Here is an 18746-nt window from a genome sequence, read left to right as displayed (position 1 = left end):
AGAGAGAAAAAGAAAAGGATTTGACAAAAATTATATTATAGAACACAAAAAAAGAAGATAAACGAAAAAAAAAACGAGAAAAAGAAGTCCGAATCAAAAAAAAATCGTACCTTTGACGATAGAAATCAGCAATACAATAAACCTACAATCATAAGTCTATGAGTTATCTAAAATTCGAACATGCCCTGATGAGCAACCTTCAGGAGTCGTTGACGAAAGAACTCTTGCGGACGAACCGGTCCGGTGCCTACAGTTGCAGCACCATCGTGGACTGTAACACGCGCAAGTATCATGGACTCCTCGTTGTCCCTGTCCCTGACCTCGACAATGAGAACCACGTCCTGCTCTCCAGTTTCGACTGCTCGGTAATCCAGCATGGTGCCATATTCAATCTGGGACTACACAAGTATCAAGGGGATAACTTCAGTCCGAACGGACATAAGTATATCCGTGAGTTCAACTGCGACAAAGTGCCGACAACGATTTACCGCGTCGGTGGTGTCATCCTGCAACGGGAAGTGGTATTTCAGCATTACGAGGACCGTATCCTGATCCGTTATACCCTTCTGGATGCGCACAGTGCCACGACCCTGCGCTTCCATCCCTTCCTGGCTTTCCGCAGCGTCCGACAGTTCACTCACGAGAACAACACCGCCAACCGTGACTACCAGGAGATAGACAATGGCATCAAGACCTGTATGTATAGTGGCTATCCGGAGCTCTACATGCAGTTCTCCCGTAAGCCCACCTTCCATTTTGATCCCTACTGGTATCGCGGTATCGAATACCCGAAAGAACAGGAACGTGGCTATGCCTCCAATGAGGATCTCTATGTCCCCGGATATTTTGAACTGCCTATAAAAAAAGGAGAGAGCATCGTATTCTCTGCCTCTACGTCAGAGATCAAAAGCCGCAGACTCTCTGCCCTCTTCAAGAAAGAGGTGGAGGAACGGGCCCCACGCGACAACTTTTTCCACTGTCTGATCAATGCCGCCCATCAGTTCCATATCCGTGAGAAGAACGACGACCGCTATATCCTCTCCGGATACCCTTGGTTCAAATGCCGTGCACGCGACACCTTTATCGCCCTTCCCGGACTGACGCTGAGTATCGGCGAACCGGAATATTTTGAATATGTCATGAAGACAAGTGAACGCGCCCTTCGACAGTTCATGAAGGACGAGCCTATCACGGGAAAGATGGTGGAGGTTCAGCAGCCAGATGTCCCGCTGTGGGCCATCTGGGCCATCCAACAGTATTCGAAACATATCGGTTTAGAGAAATGTAAGGAGAAATACGGCGATCTTGTCAAAGAGCTCGTGATGTTTATTGAGGAGAATCATCATCCGAATCTCCATCACGACGACAACGGCTTGTTACACACCGAAGGGAAAGAGAAGGCCGTGACCTGGATGAACTCCACCGCCAACGGACACCCCGTCGTCCCACGTACCGGATATATCGTTGAATTCAATGCTTTATGGTATAACGCCATCGAATTCTCTGCCGCCCTCGCTGATGCCGTCCATGACAAGGCGGCGGTAGACCACCTTCACGCGATGGCGGCGAAGACCAAAGAGAGTTTCCTGAAGACCTTCGTGAATCAGTACGGCTATCTCTTCGATTATGTCGACGGCAACTATACTGAATGGGATGTCCGGCCGAACATGCTCTTCCCCTGCGCCTTCGACTATTCGCCCCTCGACGCCTCTCAGAAAAAGACGATCCTCGACATCTGTACACGAGAGCTCCTCACACCGAAAGGACTGCGGTCGCTGACACCGAAGAGCGGTGGCTACAACCCCATCTATGTCGGACCGCAGAGCCAACGTGACTATGCCTATCACCAGGGAACGGCATGGCCGTGGCTCCTCGGATTCTATATCGAGGCTAACCTCAAACTCTTCAAACGCTCACGACTGAGTTTCCTGCAGCGACAGCTCGTAGGGTTCGAAGATGAGATGACCCAACATTGTATCGGTACCATCTCAGAACTCTATGACGGCAATCCACCCTTCAAAGGACGCGGCGCCATCAGCTTCGCCGCTAATGTGGGGGAGATTCTAAGGGCCAGTGAACTTCTGGAACAATACAAGATTCAATTAACTAAACCGAAGGAGGAACACGCATGAAAGTTTTAATGTTTGGATGGGAGTATCCTCCCCATGTCTACGGCGGACTGGCTACCGCCAACTTCGGTATCTCTGAAGGCCTCCATGCCCAGGGAGATATCGAGACCATCCTCTGTCTGCCACGTCCCTTCGGCGATGAGGATCATACCTTTGCCAATATCGTCGCCATGAACTGTGTGCCTATCGCCTGGCGCGATGTCAACTACGACTATGTGAAACAGCGTATCGGAAACCTCATGGACCCACAACTCTACTACCGGCTGCGCGACCATATCTATGCCGACTTCAACTATATGCATGTCAACGACCTCGGATGTATGGAGTTCGCCGGTGGCTATCCCGGTAACCTCCATGAGGAGATCAACAACTACTCCATCATCGCAGGTGTTGTGGCACGCTCGTTCGACTTCGATATCATCCATGCCCACGACTGGCTGACCTACCCCGCCGGTATCCATGCCAAACAGGTCAGTGGCAAACCGCTGTGCATCCATGTTCACGCCACCGATTACGACCGCTCACGCGGACATGTCAACCCCACCGTCTATGGCATCGAAAAAGACGGTATGGATAATGCCGACTGTATCATGTGTGTCTCTGAACTGACACGACAGACCGTCATCAACCAGTATCACCAGGATCCGCGGAAGGTTTTCACCGTGCATAATGCCGTCTATCCCCTCAGCCCGGAGAATGAGGCGATCCCACGCCCCGACCACACGAACAAAGAGAAGATCGTCACCTTCCTCGGTCGTCTGACCATGCAGAAAGGGCCGGAATATTTCGTTGAAGCTGCCAATATGGTCCTTCACCGTACGAAGAAAGTACGCTTCTGTATGGCAGGATCGGGCGATATGATGGACCAGATGATCTACCTCGCCGCAGAGCGCGGCATCGCCGACCGATTCCATTTCCCCGGATTCATGCGCGGCAAACAGGTGTATGAATGTCTCAAAGACAGTGACGTCTATGTCATGCCCTCCGTCTCCGAGCCTTTCGGCATCTCTCCCCTCGAAGCCATGCAGTGTGGCACGCCGGCGATCATCTCCAAGCAGAGTGGCTGCGGAGAAATCCTACATAACTGTATCAAAGTGGACTACTGGGATGTCAACGCCCTCGCCGACAGTATCTATTCCATCTGTAACAACGAGAGCCTCTTTCATTATCTCTCCGAAGAGGGAAAGAAAGAGGTGGCACAGATCACCTGGGATAAAGTCGGCGCCTGGATCCGGGAACTCTATCTCCGTACACTCCATTGGAAATAACTATTAACTCACTAAGATGAACAATAATATGAAACGTATTTGCTTATATTTCGAGATACATCAGATTACGCATCTCAAACGTTACCGCTTCTTCGATATCGGTACGGACCACTACTACTATGATGACTTCGAGAACGAGCGAACCATCAACTATATCGCCGCCAACAGCTATATGCCTGCCTTGGAGGCTATCCAGGAGATGATCGGGAAATTCGGGAAGTTCTTTAAAGTTGCCTTCTCCATCTCCGGCGTCGGTTTTGAACAGCTCGAGCTCCATGCCCCACAGGTCCTCGATAAGCTCGATGAACTGGCCAAGACGGGATGCGTGGAATTCCTCGCAGAACCATATAGTCACGGACTCTCCTCCCTGGCCAATGCCGAGGCTTTCAAGGCTGATGTGAAGAAACAAATGGATATGATGGAGGAACGCTTCGGCAAACGGCCTACCGTCCTCCGTAACTCCTCCCTGATCTACAGTGACGACATCGGCATGATGGCCGCCGACATGGGATTCAAGGGGATGCTCACCGAGGGTGCCAAACATGTGCTGGGATGGAAGTCACCGCATTATGTCTATCACTGTGCCCTGAACCCGAAGCTCAAACTCCTGCTCCGTGACATCAAACTCAGTGATGATATCTCCCTGCGCTTCAACAACCGCGACTGGGACGGCTATCCCCTCTTCGCCGACAACTATATCAATGAGATTGCGGCCCTTCCCGAGGACGAGAAGGTCATCAATATCTTCATGGAGCTCTCGGCCCTCGGCATCGCACAGCCGCTCTCCAGTAACATCCTGGAATTCCTCAAGGCCCTGCCCCTCTGCGCACAGCACAATGGCAACATCGGCTTCGCCACACCCGAAGAGATCTTCAAGGATACGAAGAGCGTTGGTGAACTCAATGTCCCCGATACCCTCAGTTGGGTCGATGAGGAAAGGGACATCTCTTCCTGGCTCGGCAATCCCATGCAGCGCGAGGCGTTCAACAAACTTTATAGTGTCGCTGAACGTGTGCGCATCGCCAATAACCCGATGATCACGCAAGACTGGGATTATCTGCAGGCCAGCAACAACTTCCGCTTCATGACAACGAAGCCAAGCCATGTCGGTCTCGACCGTGGCATCTACAGCAGTCCCTTCGACGCCTTCACCAACTACATGAATATCCTTGGTGACTTCATCCAGCGCGTCAACGCCCTCTATCCTGATCTTGACAACGAACAACTCGAACAGATGCTCACCCTCAACCGTAATCAGGATGAGGAACTCGCCGTGAAGGATAAAGAGATCAGTCGCCTGGAGTCAAAACTCGAAAAGGTGGAGAAAGCCAACGAGAAACTCCATGCCGAGCTCGACGAACTGAAAAAGGCGTAGGGACATGATTCATCATGATCCGGTAGGGACTTGATTTATCATGTTCCGCAACACACTGGACAAATAATAAAGACAGAGTAACAGATAAAACATACACTGCAGTATATGTAAAATCTGTTACTCTGTCTTTTGTTTTAGTTATAACTGTCTTTTTGTTTTATCTGTTATTCTGTCTTTTATCTTATCTCTCACCACAGAATTTGTCTATTCTGTTGGGGAACCAAACGTTCATCCTCGCTGCTCCACGATGGTTCCAGGCATAATAAGGAATCAACTTGAGCGTTAAGGGACGAACACTTAAGGTCCCGTCTGCCGCCTGCGAGAGACTCTGCGCCGGAGCTGAGAGTGCCGTCACCGTGAAAGACCCACTGGCCTCCGTGTTCTGTATCGTATCATGAGGGATGACGGTAAAAGAAGCAGACGGCGAGAGGAAGGTTGACAAGACATCGGCACCCTTATTGTCCCATTCTTCCGCACAATATACGAGGGGACCACGCTCCACGGCAACACAGCCACGGTCGGCCTTCACCGCTGCGTTAGCCTCAACCGTACGGGGTAGCATATCTAAAGACACACGAATCTCATCACCTTTCTTTATAGAAGGAATACGGAGATAGCCTTTCATCAGTGGTGTGGCAGAAATATCACGCCCATTGATCATCACACGATAAGTCGTCTTCTCATCGGTGGCGAAATGATAGAGGTCACTCGGCACGACATCGCCACGCACCCAACCGGGGATACGGATCAGCAAACCGGCATCTTTCACGGGAGCTTTCGTGATACGGATAGAAATGCTTCCATCCCACGGATAGTTCGTACGCTGTTCGATCTCCACCGGCTTCCCGTCAACATTCACGGTTGCCTTACTGGCGGCAAAAAGGTTGACATAGATATCCTTATCCCTCACAGCATAGAGATAACCAGGCAGGGAAGGGATAAAACGGCAGAGATTACTCGGACAACAGGCACAGCCAAACCACGGTTGACGCGTCGTTGTTCCGTCGGCATTGAAAGCATACTTTCCGTCACTGGATAACGGATTTGGATAGAAAAACCGGCCACCATCAACACTCATGCCGGAGATAACACCATTATATAAGGTACGCTCCAGACAGTCGATATATTTACCGTCACCATGCAGAAGGAACATACGTTGGAAGAGGTAGACCATAGAGATGGCCGCACACGTCTCATTATACGCCGTTAGGTTCGGTAGTTCGTAGTTGTCTCCGAAAGCCTCACCCTCGTGACGCGCTCCGACACCTCCCGTGAGATAATATTTCTTGGAGATAATATTCTCCGTGATCTGATCAATGGCCTTGATATAGGCTGAGTCGCCCGTCAGCGCCGCCACATCTGCCATTCCCGAATACATGTACCCGGCACGGACAGCATGACCCTCAGCCTCCGTCTGTTCTGTTACCGGCCGGTCACTTTGGGTGTAGATGTTACGGATCTTCGTCTTGCCACGCTCATCAAGGAGATATTTGGCCTCGTCAAGATAGCGATGATCACCGGTAAGGACATACAGACGCGCCAAGGCCATCTCGGCAATCTGATGACCGGGGACAACAGTGGCCTGACCATCATGAGGGCCGACCTCTTTGATCACGCAGTCGGCATAGCGGCGGGCGATATTCAGGAACTTCGTAGATCCCGTAGCCTGATAATGGGCGCAGGCAGCATCCACCATATGTCCGAGATTATAGAGTTCATGACTGAGTACTTCTTCCTGCGACCAGCGTGTAAGGCCGGACCACGGATGGGGATGCTTGGGATTGATCGTGCGGGCCGTATAGAGATAGCCGTCAGGCTCTTGGGCAGCACCGACAACAGTCAGCACAGAGTCGATATATGTCTTGAGTTTCTTGTCAGGATAGGTCTGTAACAGATAACTGGCACCTTCGATGGTCTTATAGACATCGGTATCATCAAAGGGGAAGCCCATGAATTTTCCCACATCCCATTTCGGCGTGTCAAGGCCTGCATGGTTCGGATGGCGCAGCGTATAGGCAGCCATCGTAAAATTCTCATATCGGTGCTCGCTCTTGCACTTGCTCAAGGCAAGAGGAACGGTCACGCGGCGCACGGCGTCCAAACGATTACCCCAGAAAGTATGCGGCATAACCTTTACAGCCGTGAAGGGTACCTGGGTAAACGGATAGCCGTTACCCGTTTTCTGTGCCGCTGGCAACATCACCGGCATAACGGCAGCACACAAAGTCAGTAAGATTTGTTTCATACGATTAGTTTAGTAAAATCTGTTACTCTGTCTTATTATTCTATCTTTCTTCTGTCTTCTCCAACAGCTCACAGCATGCAGCGACTTTCTGTTCCATCGGCCAGGTGGCTTCTATCCAATGGATCGTCGTGCCACGACGTTCCATACCACGAAACCATGTCATCTGTCGCTTGGCAAACTGATGAATGGCAATCTCCAACTGACGGAACATCTCGTCATAAGTGAGTCGGCCAATGGCATACTCCGTGACATACTTATATTCCAGTCCATAATAAATGAGATTCTCCGCCGGTATGCCACGGTCCAGAAGCCCACGGATCTCATCGACCATACCGCCTTCGAGGCGTTTCTTCAAACGGTCAGTAATCTTCTGCCTCCGCAGGTCACGGTCGATATTCACGCCAATGACAACACTATCAATGGGCGGAAACGGACGGTTTTCCGTAGGATGTTCCAGATTATAAGTCTCAATCTCAATGGCCCGAATAGCCCGCTGTGGCGTATCGATATCTGTGGTATTATGCATCACGCTACCAGTCTTCTCCTTCAATGACTGCAACAAGGCCGTCAATTCCTCCAGACTCTTTCCCTCCAACTGAGAGCGCAACTCTTCATTCTGTGGCACGGGAGAGAGGTGATACCCACGCAGCACACTCTCGATATATAGTCCCGTTCCGCCACAGAGGATCGGCTGTACGTCACGACGCTGAATATCCTCGTAAGCCTTGAGGAAATCCTCCTGATATTGAAAGAGGTTATACTTCGTACCGGGATCACAGATATCAATGAGGTGATAAGGAATCTGATGACCGTCAACAACATAATCCTCCAAATCCTTTCCCGTACCGATATCCATACCACGGTATACTTGCCGGGAATCACCGGAAAGGATCTCGCCATGCAACCGATCAGCCACATGCGCCGCAAGATCGGTCTTCCCCGAAGCTGTAGGGCCTAATATCGTCAGTAGTTTCTTCATAAAAAAGTGTTAGGTAAAAGCCATCAAACTAAAAAAGCCGTCCAGAACGCATCCGGACGGCCCCACATATATCTTGATAAATAATGTGTCTAAAGTGTATTACTTCAGCTCTGCGAAGTACTTGATGGTACGAACCATCTGAGAAGTGTAGGAGTTCTCGTTATCATACCAAGAAACAACCTGTACCTCATAAGTATCGTCGTCGAGCTTGACAACCATCGTCTGCGTAGCGTCGAAGAGAGAACCGTAACGCATGCCGAGGATATCAGAAGAAACGATCTCCTCGTCGTTGTAACCGAAGCTCTCGTTAGCCTCAGCCTTCATAGCAGCGTTGACGCTCTCTACGGTAACGTCCTTACCCTTGACAACAGCATAGAGCAGAGTGGTAGAACCATCGGGTACAGGAACACGCTGAGCAGCACCGATCAGCTTACCGTTCAGTTCGGGAAGAACGAGACCGATAGCCTTGGCAGCGCCAGAGGAAGCCGGAGTGATGTTGCAAGCACCGGCACGGCTACGACGGAGGTTACCCTTACGCTGAGGACCGTCGAGGATCATCTGATCACCCGTGTAAGCGTGGATGGTCTGCATGATACCAGCCTGGATAGGATACTTATCGTTCAGAGCCTTTGCCATAGGAGCGAGGCAGTTCGTGGTGCAGGAAGCAGCGCTGATGATCTGATCGTCCTTGGTCAGTGTCTGGTTGTTCACGTTGAAGACGATGGTCTTCAGGTCGTTGCCTGCAGGAGCAGAGATAACAACCTTCTTAGCACCAGCCTTGATGTGAGCCATACTCTTATCCTTAGAGGTATAGAAACCAGTGCACTCGAGAACAACGTCGATATCGAGAGCGCCCCAAGGCAGGTTGGCAGCATCCTTCTCCTTGTAGATCGTGATCTTCTTGCCGTCTACCTCGATGTAACCAGCAGCTTCCTTACCATTCTCTGTGAACGGAGTATCGTTGAAAGAAACTGTATGAACGGGCTTCTCACCGATAATGCCCTGATAGCCACCGTGAGTGGTATCATACTTCAGAAGCTGAGCGAGCATCTTCGGAGAGGTGAGGTCGTTGATAGCAACAACATCATAGCCAGGAGCTGCGAACATCTGGCGGAATGCGAGACGACCGATGCGGCCGAAACCATTAATAGCTACTTTTACCATTTTTACTTAACTTTTTTATAACGGTTTATAAAAGTGAATTCTATTTTTTTCGTTTTGCGTTGCAAAGATACAAATTATTTTCTAATTTTGCAACCGAAAAGAGTATTAAATTAATTAAAAAAGCAACCCGTCAACCATACTTCTTGCGATCCTCGCAACAGAACTTCTACGATTGCTATCTCCATATGACAATGATCAGAAATCATACACATTATATTATTAATAAACATTTTCAACTATGAGTAAATTTATCCAAGAATTCAAAGACTTTGCCGTCAAGGGCAATGCCGTAGACATGGCCGTCGGTGTGATCATCGGCGCCGCATTCGGAAAAATCGTGTCCTCCCTCGTCGATGACATCATCATGCCGCCCATCGGCTGGCTCATCGGCGGTGTCAACTTCACCGACCTGAAGGTAACCCTCCCCTCCGTCGTCCTTCCGGGCGTGGAGAAGATGCCGGCAGCAACGATCAACTACGGCAACTTTCTCCAGACGCTCCTCGACTTCCTCATCATTGCCTTCTGTGTCTTCCTCCTTGTCAAAGGCATTAACACGCTGACGAGAAAGAAAGCTGAGGAGCCTGCCGCTCCCCCCGCTCCCTCCAAGGAAGAAGAGCTGCTCAAGGAGATCCGCGATCTGCTGAAAGAAAAGTGTTAAAATATTTGCTATCCTCATTTATTATGACTAACTTTGACCGCAGAAACCGATTATCAACTAAACTCAGCAACTATGGATCTTGGCAAACTCAAAAAGTGGAGGATCACCCTCACCTACCGCCAGAAGGTCGTCAGCCTTGTCCTTTGCGGAATCATCGTGGGGCTCGTAGGCCTTTTCGCCTACCTGCTCCGCATGCATACCTATATTATAGGTGATGATCCGGCAGCCTGCGTCAACTGCCATATCATGTCGCCATGGTATGCCACGTGGTCACACTCTTCTCACGGACGCGACGCCACCTGTAACGACTGCCACGTCCCCCACTCCTCCCTGGCAGCAAAATATTTCTTCAAGGGCATGGACGGCATGAAGCATGTCGCCTATTTCGTCACCAACAGCGAGCGGCAGGCCATCACGGCTGAGGACGGCAGCGCGGAGGTGATCATGGACAACTGTATCCGCTGCCATAAAGAACTCAACACACGTGTCGTCCGCACAGGGAAGATTGATTACATGCTTGCCAAGCGCGGAGAAGGCATGGCCTGTTGGGACTGTCACCGTAACGTACCGCATGGTGGCATGAACACGCTCTCTTCCACGCCAGGCGCAGAGACACAGGCTCCTATCCCGCCCAGTCCCGTCCCCGAGTGGCTGCAGAAAGCGCTCCACGATTAAGGGAGGCTTTTTGGGAAAAGGCCTCAACACATACAAACCCTATTACAAGAACAAACAAAAACTCTATAACTATGGCACGACAACTGAAAAAATGGCAAGGATGGCTGCTCTTCTGCGGAGCAATGGTCATCGTCTTCGTTCTCGGACTGCTCTGTTCGTCTCTCCTGGAGCGCCGTGCGGAAGTCGCTTCCGTCTTCAACAACCGGCGCGTTCCGATGAAGGACTCCATCGTCGCACAGAACGAGAAATTCGCTGAAGACTTCCCCAATGAGTATGAGACCTGGGCACAGACCGAGGACACCTCATTCGTCAGTAAGTACAATTCCTCGCAGGAACAGGATGTGCTCGCCGCCCATCCACTGATGGTCATCCTCTGGGATGGCTATGCCTTCGCACGGGACTACAACACGCCACGCGGGCACCGTCACTGTATCGAGGATCTGCGGAAGATCCTGCGTACCGGCGCTCCCGGCGTCGACGGACAAGGAGACATGCAGCCCGGTACCTGCTGGACCTGCAAAGGCCCCGACGTGCCGCGTCTGATGCGTGAGAAAGGCGAGAACGCTTTCTATGCCGCCAAATGGAGCGACTGGGGCTCCGAGGTGATGAATACCATCGGCTGCAGTGACTGCCATGATGCCCGTACGATGGATCTCCGTCCTGCCCGTCCTGCCCTTTACGAGGCTTGGGCCCGCCGCGGCATGGATGTCCGTAAGGCCTCTCATCAGGAGATGCGCTCCCTCGTCTGTGCACAATGCCATACGGAATATTACTTCGAGAAAGGCACGAACTTCCTGAAATTCCCGCAGGACAAGGGACTCACCTGTGAGGATGCCGAAGCCTACTATGACAGCATCGGTTTCTACGATTATATCAACCCACTGAGCCACGCGAAGATCCTCAAGGCCCAACATCCGGGTTATGAGCTCTACAAGCAAGGCATCCACGGCCAGCGCGGCGTCTCCTGTGCCGACTGCCACATGCCCTACATGCAGAAAGGCGGCGTGAAGTTCACCGACCATCATATCACCTCCCCGCTGGCACATATCGACCGCACCTGCCAGACCTGTCACCGCCAGGATGCTGAGACGCTGAAGCAGAATGTCTATGAGCGCCAGGAGAAAGTGCTGGAGATCCGCGCCCGTGTGGAGAAAGAGCTCGCCACCGCTCATATCGAGGCCGCCTTCGCCTGGAAGAAGGGAGCCACGGAGAAAGAGATGGCCTATGCCCTCGAATGTATCCGCAAGAGTCAGTGGCGTTGGGATTATGCCGTCGCCTCCCACGGTGCCTCCTTCCACGCCCCGCAGGAAGTCACGCGCCTCCTCGGTGACGCCCTCGACTATGCCGGTCAGGCCCGTCTGAGCATCGCCAAGGTTCTCGCCCGTCATGGCTTTACGGGTGACGTGCCGATGCCCGATCTCTCCACGAAAGAGAAGGGCCAGAAATATATTGGTCTCGACATGCCCACCTACCGCAGGCAGAAGCGTGAGTTCCTAGACACTGTCGTTCCGAAATGGATCGAGATTGCCCGGAAGAACAAGCGGTTCGTCTCCCAGCCGATATAACCAACACACGAATCAGTAACCTTAAAGACTATGTGGAATAAACCTTATAGCTATGCCGAAGGAACAGCTATCTGCATCGGACTGCTCATCACGGGCGGTCTGTTGCAGATGACTGTCGGTCCTTTGGAATGGATCATATTCAAATGGCCGGGCAATATCATTGCCCTGGCCTTTTTGTTGGTCATACTCATCCTCTTCTATCTCCTGCGCCGAAAGGCCTATTTCTTCCGTTTTATCACCACCGTCAAAGCCGCCGTCCCCGCCCTCACCACGGCAGCCGTACTCACGGTGATCATGGGTCTGACGCGACAGGTGCCGGAAGGGAAAAATCCCGCCGACCCCATCGGACTGACCAAGATGTTGAGTTTCTGGCCCTTCGTTCTCATCTATCTGTGGAACGTGATGATCGTCGCGGAGGAGGCCCTCTTCCAGGCCTGTCATTTCCAGCGGAAGTTCATCCCCTCTCTCATCTCCCACACGGGAATCTTTATCTTCATCGTCTGCGGCACCCTCGGCAGTGCCGACATGCAGAAGTTGAAAATGTTCTGCGAGGAAGGGAAACCGGAGTGGCGTGGTCTCGACGCGGACAATAATGTCATCGAACTGCCCATCGCCATCCAGCTCAACCGTTTCACCATCGATGAGTATCCACCAAAACTGATGGTCATCAATATGCGTGACGGACTGCCACAACCAGAGAAGAAACCCGCAACACTCGTCATCGACAAGGACTATCAGCCCTCAACGCTCCTCGGTTGGAAGGTGGAGATCGTCAAGCGCATCGACAACGCCCTGCCGGCAACGATGGCGAAGATGATGGCCGGCATGCCCGAGGGAATGGCATCACAGATGAAAATGGACAGCCTCGGCATGCGCCTGAACACCGGCGGCTTCGTCCCCTATAACGGCAAAGGGGCCGCCTGCGCTCTCTATGTCCGTGCAACGAAAGGAAACCGTCACCAGAAAGGCTGGGTGAGCTGTGGCAGTTATCTCTTCCCTCTTACCGGCGTGAGCCTCGACGACCATCTCGAACTCGTCATGCCGCAACGCGAGCCGATGCGCTATGCCTCCGACGTGAACATCTACACCGAGAAGGACGAGCGCAACATCCATACGACGATAGAAGTCAACAAGCCCTACTCCATTGGCAGTTGGAAGATCTATCAGCTCAGCTACAACGAGCAGATGGGGAAATGGAGCAACCTCAGTATCTTTGAGTTTGTCTCCGATCCGTGGCTGCCGGCAACGTATGTCGGTCTGTTCCTGCTCATCATCGGTGCCATCCTGATGTTTATACAGTCACGACACGCCTCCATCCATCAAACTTCTCAAGAACATTAACCCTTTATCACCATGCAAATCTGGAATCTGTTCATCTATTTCGCCTTCGCCGCCATCCTCTGCTGGTGCCTCGGCGCCTGGTTCTCGTGGAAAGAACGGCGGAGATGGGCCATAGGCTCTACGATCATCGGCCTCGCCGTGTTCCTCACCTATATCATCATCCTCTGGACGACTCTCGACCGGCCGCCGATGCGCACAATGGGCGAGACACGCCTGTGGTACTCCCTCTTCCTGCCTCTCATGGGCCTCATCGTCTACAGCCGGTGGAACTACAAATGGCTGTTGTCGTTCTCTACCCTTCTGGCGACGGTGTTCATCTGCATTAACCTCTTCAAACCGGAGATTCACTCGAAGACGATGATGCCGGCGCTGCAGAGTCCGTGGTTCGCACCGCATGTCATCATCTATATGATGGCCTACGCACTCCTCGGCGCCGCCTTCGTCATGGCCGTCTACCTGCTCTTCTTCCATCACCACAAGGAACCGTCGTCCAATGAATGGGCGATCACAGATAATCTCGTCGATGTCGGCTGGGCATTGCTGACCCTAGGTATGCTCTCGGGAGCTCTGTGGGCGAAAGTGGCGTGGGGCACCTACTGGGCGTGGGATCCGAAAGAGACATGGGCCGCCGCCACCTGGCTCGCCTATCTCGTGTATATCCATCTGCGTATCCACCCCAACGACCATCACCGGCTCTCACTTTGGATTCTTATCGTCAACTTCGCTCTCCTGCAGATGTGCTGGTGGGGCATCAACTATCTGCCGGCGGCACAGGGCACCAGCGTACACACGTATTACATGAACTGACAGAAAAGAATTTTTTATATCTCTGTTAGATAAAAAAATATCTCCGTTAGATAATTTTCTATCTTACGGAGATATTTTCGTAAATGAGGTATTTTGTTTACTCCCATTCAATTGTCGAAGGCGGTTTGGAGGAGATGTCATAGCATACGCGGTTGACACCCTTCACCTTATTGATGATCTCGTTGCTCACCTTCGCCATGAAGTCGTACGGCAGATGAGCCCAGTCGGCTGTCATGGCATCCTGTGACGTCACGGCACGCAGGGCAACGGGATGCTCATAGGTACGCTCATCACCCATGACGCCGACGGAACGGATCGTGGAGAGGAGGACGGTACCGGCCTGCCAGATGTTGTCATACAGACTCGTGCCGTCGGGCATCGTGTAGTTGTGCATCTCCTCGATATAGATATCGTCGGCATCCTGAAGAATACGGACTTTCTCACGCGTGATATCACCGAGGATACGGACGGCGAGACCGGGACCCGGGAAGGGATGGCGCTTGATGAGGCGCTCGGGCATCTGCAGCTGATAGCCCACACGACGGACCTCATCCTTGAAGAGCCATTTCAGCGGCTCACAGAGCTGGAGTTTCATGTCCTTCGGCAGTCCACCGACATTATGATGACTCTTGATGGTCATTCCCGTGATACTCAGACTCTCGATACGGTCGGGATAGATTGTGCCCTGGGCAAGCCATTTGGCATCCGTGATCTTCTTGGCCTCAGCATTGAAGACCTCCACGAAGTCACGGCCGATGATCTTACGCTTCTTCTCGGGATCGGTGACACCGGCGAGGTCAGCGAAGAACTTCTCACTGGCATCGACGCCGATGACGTTCAGACCGAGACCCTGGTAGGCATCCATGACCTTCTTGAACTCGTTCTTGCGCAACATGCCATGGTCGACAAAGATACACGTGAGGTTCTTGCCGATGGCACGGTGCAGCAACGTGGCGCAGACACTCGAGTCGACACCACCGGAGAGACCAAGGATGACACGGTCGTTGCCAAGCTGCTCGCGGAGCTCCTGGATCGTAGAGTCTACGAAACTGGCGGGACTCCACTCCTGACGGCTGCCACAGATATCGACAACGAAATTTTTCAATAATGTCTTGCCCTGCGTGGTATGGAACACTTCGGGATGGAACTGTACGGCCCACACGGGATTCTTCGTGCTCGCGTAAGCGGCAAACTTCACGTCATTGGTGGAACCGATGACATGACAGTCCTCGGGGATCGCCGTGATGGTGTCTCCATGGCTCATCCATACCTGTGAGTTCGGCTCAAAACCCTTGAAAAGCGGGTTCTTGGTGTCGATCTCCGCGAGGTTAGCACGGCCATATTCGCGCGTTCCCGTCTGCTCCACCTTACCGCCATTGCTGTAGGCGATGAACTGGGCACCGTAGCAGATACCAAGCACGGGGTATTTGCCGATGAACGCACTGAGGTCACACTTGAAGGCTTCCTTGTCGTGAACGGAATAAGGACTACCGGAGAGGATGACACCGATGATGTTCGGATCATCCTTCGGGAACTTATTGTAAGGAAGGATCTCGCAGAAGGTATCGAGCTCACGCACACGACGGCCGATAAGCTGCGTCGTCTGGGAACCGAAGTCCAATATGATAATCTTCTGTTGCATATTATATTGTATTAAGAAAGTTTTCTGCTTCCGCAAGCGTCTCCTGCTTGCCGACATCCATGAGTTTCAGATCGTCCTTGACGACGCCCTTGATGGCTACTTCCTTGCAGTTGTCGAGATAGAAGTCCATGATCGGGAACTTCTCGGGATAACGGTCCATCAGGGGGAAGAGCGACGGCGAGAACGTGTGGATACCACTGAAGGCATACATCTTCAACTTCTCCCGCAGCACCTGTGGATCGGCCTCACGGATCTCCGCAAAAGGGCTCTTCACCTGCCCCGTCTCAATATTCATCCACCCGACGAGGCGCAGGGCATCGTTGAAGAGGAGATAGCGCTTCGTCTTCCGCCAGCTCACGAGGAGTGTGGCATCGGCGACATCATGGGGCACGCCACAGTCCATACACATCACCTTACGGTCATGACTGTAGAACGCCTTCAGGTCGACATTACTCAGGATGTCGACATTATGAATCAGGATGGGAAAATGGGGATCAAACAGTCCTTGTGCTTTTTTAATGCCACCACCCGTCTCGAGGAGCGTTTCGCTCTCGTCACTGATACGGATATCCATACCGAAATTTCCGTTCTCACGGAGATAGTCGAGGATCATCGGAGCGAAATGGTGAACATTGATGACGATACGGGAAAAGCCCGCATCACGCAGACGGAAGATGACACGCTTCAGCAGGGGCTCCCCGCCGACCCTTACCAACGCCTTCGGCATATGGTCGGTAAGAGGCTTCAGACGGGTGCCTAACCCTGCCGCGAATATCATTGCTTGCATCATTTGCTTTTTCAAACTTTAATGCGTGCAAATTTACATATTTTTTTCCAAACAGACAAGAAAACGTCAGATTATTTGTAGGGACATGATCGATCATGTCCCGTCAACATCCGTCATTTTCTGTTGGCCGGCAACACGGTGTGTATCCCTTGTTCTCGGTGCGTGATCTCTACCTCGATGCCGAATTTGTCGTGGATATGTTCGGCGAGATGCTGGGCACTGTAGACACTGCGGTGCTGACCGCCCGTACAACCGAAACAGAACATCAGCGAGGTGAAGCCACGCTGGATATAACGCTGCACATGATGGTCGGCAAGCCGATAGACACTGTCGAGGAACGTCAGGATCTCACCGTCATCCTCCAGAAAACGGATGACGGGTTCGTCGAGACCCGTGAGTTTCTTGTATGGCTCATAACGTCCGGGGTTATGCGTGCTGCGGCAGTCAAAGACATAACCGCCGCCATTGCCCGACGGATCCTCAGGGATACCTTTCTTATAAGAGAAGCTATAGACATGGACCACAAGCGGACCCTTACCGTCATATTTCGAGAAAGTGGCAGGGCCATCCTCGGGATGACTGAGGTAGATATTATTGTCCGTGATCTTAAATCCGTCCTGTCGCTGAACCTCCGGCGTCTGAACGGGCGCGAACTGCGGCAACTCCGTCAGACGGCGCAGCACATCGAGGAGATAAGGATAAGGGAACACGCGCTCACCGAGTTTCAACAGGTCGCGGAGGTTCTGTATGGCGGCGGGGATAGAGTCGAGGAAATGTTTCTTCCGTTCGAAATAGCCGCGGAAACCGTAGGCGCCAAGCACCTGGAGGGTACGGAAGAGGACGAAGAGCGACAGACGGTCAACGAAATGGCGGACCGACGGCACCTCGGTATAATTTTTCAGACTCTCGTAGTATTCATAAACGAGCTGACGGCGCAACTTAAAACTGTAATGGGCGGAAGCCTGCCAGAGGAAAGAGGCAAGATCATAATAGAACGGTCCCTTGCGGCCGCCCTGGTAGTCGATGAAATAAGGATTTCCCTCAGCGTCGAGCATGATATTACGGGCCTGGAAGTCACGGTAGAGGAAACAGTCCATCTTCTCCGATGTCAGTTCTTTCGCCATCAACCGGAAGTTAGCCTCAAGCTTCAACTCATTGAAGTCAAGTTCTGTAGCTTTCAGAAAACAGTACTTGAAATAATTCAGGTCGAAGAGGACGCTGTCGGTATCAAACTCCGGCTGCGGATAACAGTTTTCCCATTCGAGGCCGCGGGCACCACGCATCTGGATATTCGGCAGTTCACGGATCGTCCGCACGAGGAGTTCCTTCTCCTCCTGGTTATAACGCCCACCGGCCTCACGGCCGCCACGGAGGGCATCGAAAAGAGAGCGGTTGCCAAGATCCGTCTGCAGATAACAACTCTCGTCGTCACTCACGGCGAGGATCTGCGGCACAGGGAGCTGACGCTGCGTGAAATGGCTCGTGAGATAGACGAAGGCATGGTCTTCCTCACACGACGTCCCTTTCACGCCGATGATATTTCTCCCGTCGGCACCCGTCATACGGTAGTATTCGCGGTTCGATCCCTGTCCCGCGATCTTCTCGACATGGGCTGGCTCTGTCCCGGCCCAGGTTTGATATAGTTCTAAAAGTTTGTCCATTCGGATCAGTCGTTTTTATTTTGATTTCTTTTCCGTTCCTGCAACTCCTGCACGAAATGGTCGGCCACGAAGAGCAGCAACAGAATGCCGAGACTCATGAGGAAGCTCTCGGTGATGATATAGAGTCCTGCACAGATCAGCAGGAAGAGTATGATCAGTCTCCAGTCTAATTTTTGTTTCATGACTGCAAAGGTAACAAAAAGTTTTGAGTTCCGTGTTTTTATAGGCATAAAAAAAATCGGATGTCTCACGACAACCGATTTCCAAAACAAACTACTTAAAAACTAATCTACTAAAACAAATCAAAAAATATCTAGTTACGCACCGAAGTGCCCACTAATCTTTGTTCGATTGCAAAGTTATGACTTTTCTATCATCCAACAAAATTTTTCAACGATTTTTTTTCGAATCTACTGATATTTAACATAAAAAAGGCAACTGCAAAAACAG

The 18746-nt window shown here is 51.8% G+C and carries 15 protein-coding genes; 8 read left to right on the top strand and 7 right to left on the bottom strand.

The window, feature by feature from the left end; all coding sequences use genetic code 11:
- Positions 1-158: 158 nt before the first annotated feature.
- From G604_RS0109180 to G604_RS14075, 3 genes are read left to right on the top strand one after another with little or no spacing between them, the layout of a single operon-like run.
- Positions 159-2132 carry a glycogen debranching enzyme N-terminal domain-containing protein gene (locus tag G604_RS0109180; protein ID WP_028910295.1) on the top strand — a complete coding sequence of 658 codons (1974 nt, stop codon included), beginning with the start codon at positions 159-161 and terminating at the stop codon, positions 2130-2132.
- Positions 2129-3397 (top strand): glycosyltransferase family 4 protein, encoded by a 1269-nt coding sequence (locus G604_RS0109175; protein WP_028910294.1) that lies wholly within the window; start codon positions 2129-2131, stop codon positions 3395-3397. Before G604_RS0109180 ends, G604_RS0109175 begins: the two co-directional genes overlap by 4 nt.
- A 28-nt stretch (positions 3398-3425) precedes the next feature.
- Positions 3426-4772: a glycoside hydrolase family 57 protein gene (locus G604_RS14075; RefSeq protein WP_036905185.1), complete on the top strand. Its 1347-nt coding sequence runs from the start codon at positions 3426-3428 to the stop codon at positions 4770-4772.
- Positions 4773-4953: 181 nt separating this feature from the next.
- On the opposite strand, the gene G604_RS0109165 is transcribed toward G604_RS14075, so the two are convergent.
- The 3 genes from G604_RS0109165 to gap form a co-directional block, all read right to left on the bottom strand.
- Positions 4954-7017: a glycoside hydrolase family 127 protein gene (locus G604_RS0109165; RefSeq protein WP_028910293.1), complete on the bottom strand. Its 2064-nt coding sequence runs from the start codon at positions 7015-7017 to the stop codon at positions 4954-4956.
- A gap of 40 nt (positions 7018-7057) precedes the next feature.
- Complete coding sequence (miaA, locus tag G604_RS0109160; RefSeq protein WP_028910292.1) at positions 7058-7996, bottom strand: tRNA (adenosine(37)-N6)-dimethylallyltransferase MiaA; 939 nt, start codon at positions 7994-7996, stop codon at positions 7058-7060.
- Positions 7997-8095: 99 nt separating this feature from the next.
- Entirely contained in the window at positions 8096-9160 is a 1065-nt protein-coding gene (gap, locus tag G604_RS0109155) for a type I glyceraldehyde-3-phosphate dehydrogenase (RefSeq protein WP_028910291.1), read from the bottom strand.
- A 238-nt stretch (positions 9161-9398) separates the two neighbouring features.
- Here gap and mscL point away from each other — a divergent pair, with 238 nt between their 5' ends.
- The 5 genes from mscL to ccsA all read left to right on the top strand — a co-directional run bounded on the left by mscL (position 9399) and on the right by ccsA (position 14206).
- The gene (gene mscL / locus G604_RS0109150; RefSeq protein ID WP_028910290.1) at positions 9399-9818 is read left to right on the top strand and encodes a large-conductance mechanosensitive channel protein MscL; all 420 of its coding nucleotides are present in this window, start codon (positions 9399-9401) and stop codon (positions 9816-9818) included.
- 72 nt (positions 9819-9890) lie between these two features.
- Entirely contained in the window at positions 9891-10493 is a 603-nt protein-coding gene (gene nrfH, locus G604_RS0109145; protein ID WP_028910289.1) for a cytochrome c nitrite reductase small subunit, read from the top strand.
- Between the two features lie 71 nt (positions 10494-10564).
- Complete coding sequence (nrfA, locus tag G604_RS0109140) at positions 10565-12058, top strand: ammonia-forming cytochrome c nitrite reductase (protein WP_028910288.1); 1494 nt, start codon at positions 10565-10567, stop codon at positions 12056-12058.
- A gap of 30 nt (positions 12059-12088) precedes the next feature.
- A complete protein-coding gene (locus tag G604_RS14070) occupies positions 12089-13399 on the top strand; it encodes a cytochrome c biogenesis protein ResB (protein ID WP_051220339.1) in 1311 nt (436 codons plus the stop codon).
- Positions 13400-13411: 12 nt separating this feature from the next.
- A complete protein-coding gene (gene ccsA / locus G604_RS0109130; protein ID WP_036905149.1) occupies positions 13412-14206 on the top strand; it encodes a cytochrome c biogenesis protein CcsA in 795 nt (264 codons plus the stop codon).
- 97 nt (positions 14207-14303) lie between these two features.
- Here ccsA and guaA read toward each other — a convergent pair whose 3' ends face one another.
- The 4 genes from guaA to G604_RS14065 form a co-directional block, all read right to left on the bottom strand.
- Positions 14304-15848, bottom strand: a complete 1545-nt coding sequence (gene guaA / locus G604_RS0109125; RefSeq protein WP_028910286.1) for a glutamine-hydrolyzing GMP synthase — start codon at positions 15846-15848, stop codon at positions 14304-14306.
- A gap of 1 nt (position 15849) precedes the next feature.
- On the bottom strand, positions 15850-16638 hold the full coding sequence (locus tag G604_RS0109120; protein WP_028910285.1) for a sugar phosphate nucleotidyltransferase: 789 nt from the start codon (positions 16636-16638) through the stop codon (positions 15850-15852).
- Between the two features lie 110 nt (positions 16639-16748).
- Positions 16749-18296 (bottom strand): phosphotransferase, encoded by a 1548-nt coding sequence (locus G604_RS0109115; protein ID WP_028910284.1) that lies wholly within the window; start codon positions 18294-18296, stop codon positions 16749-16751.
- 5 nt (positions 18297-18301) lie between these two features.
- A complete protein-coding gene (locus tag G604_RS14065) occupies positions 18302-18478 on the bottom strand; it encodes a hypothetical protein (protein ID WP_036905146.1) in 177 nt (58 codons plus the stop codon).
- Positions 18479-18746: the final 268 nt, after the last annotated feature.

The organism is Prevotella sp. AGR2160 (genome assembly GCF_000424185.1).
Lineage (GTDB): Bacteria > Bacteroidota > Bacteroidia > Bacteroidales > Bacteroidaceae > Prevotella.
This window is presented reverse-complemented; position numbering and strand designations above follow the sequence as displayed.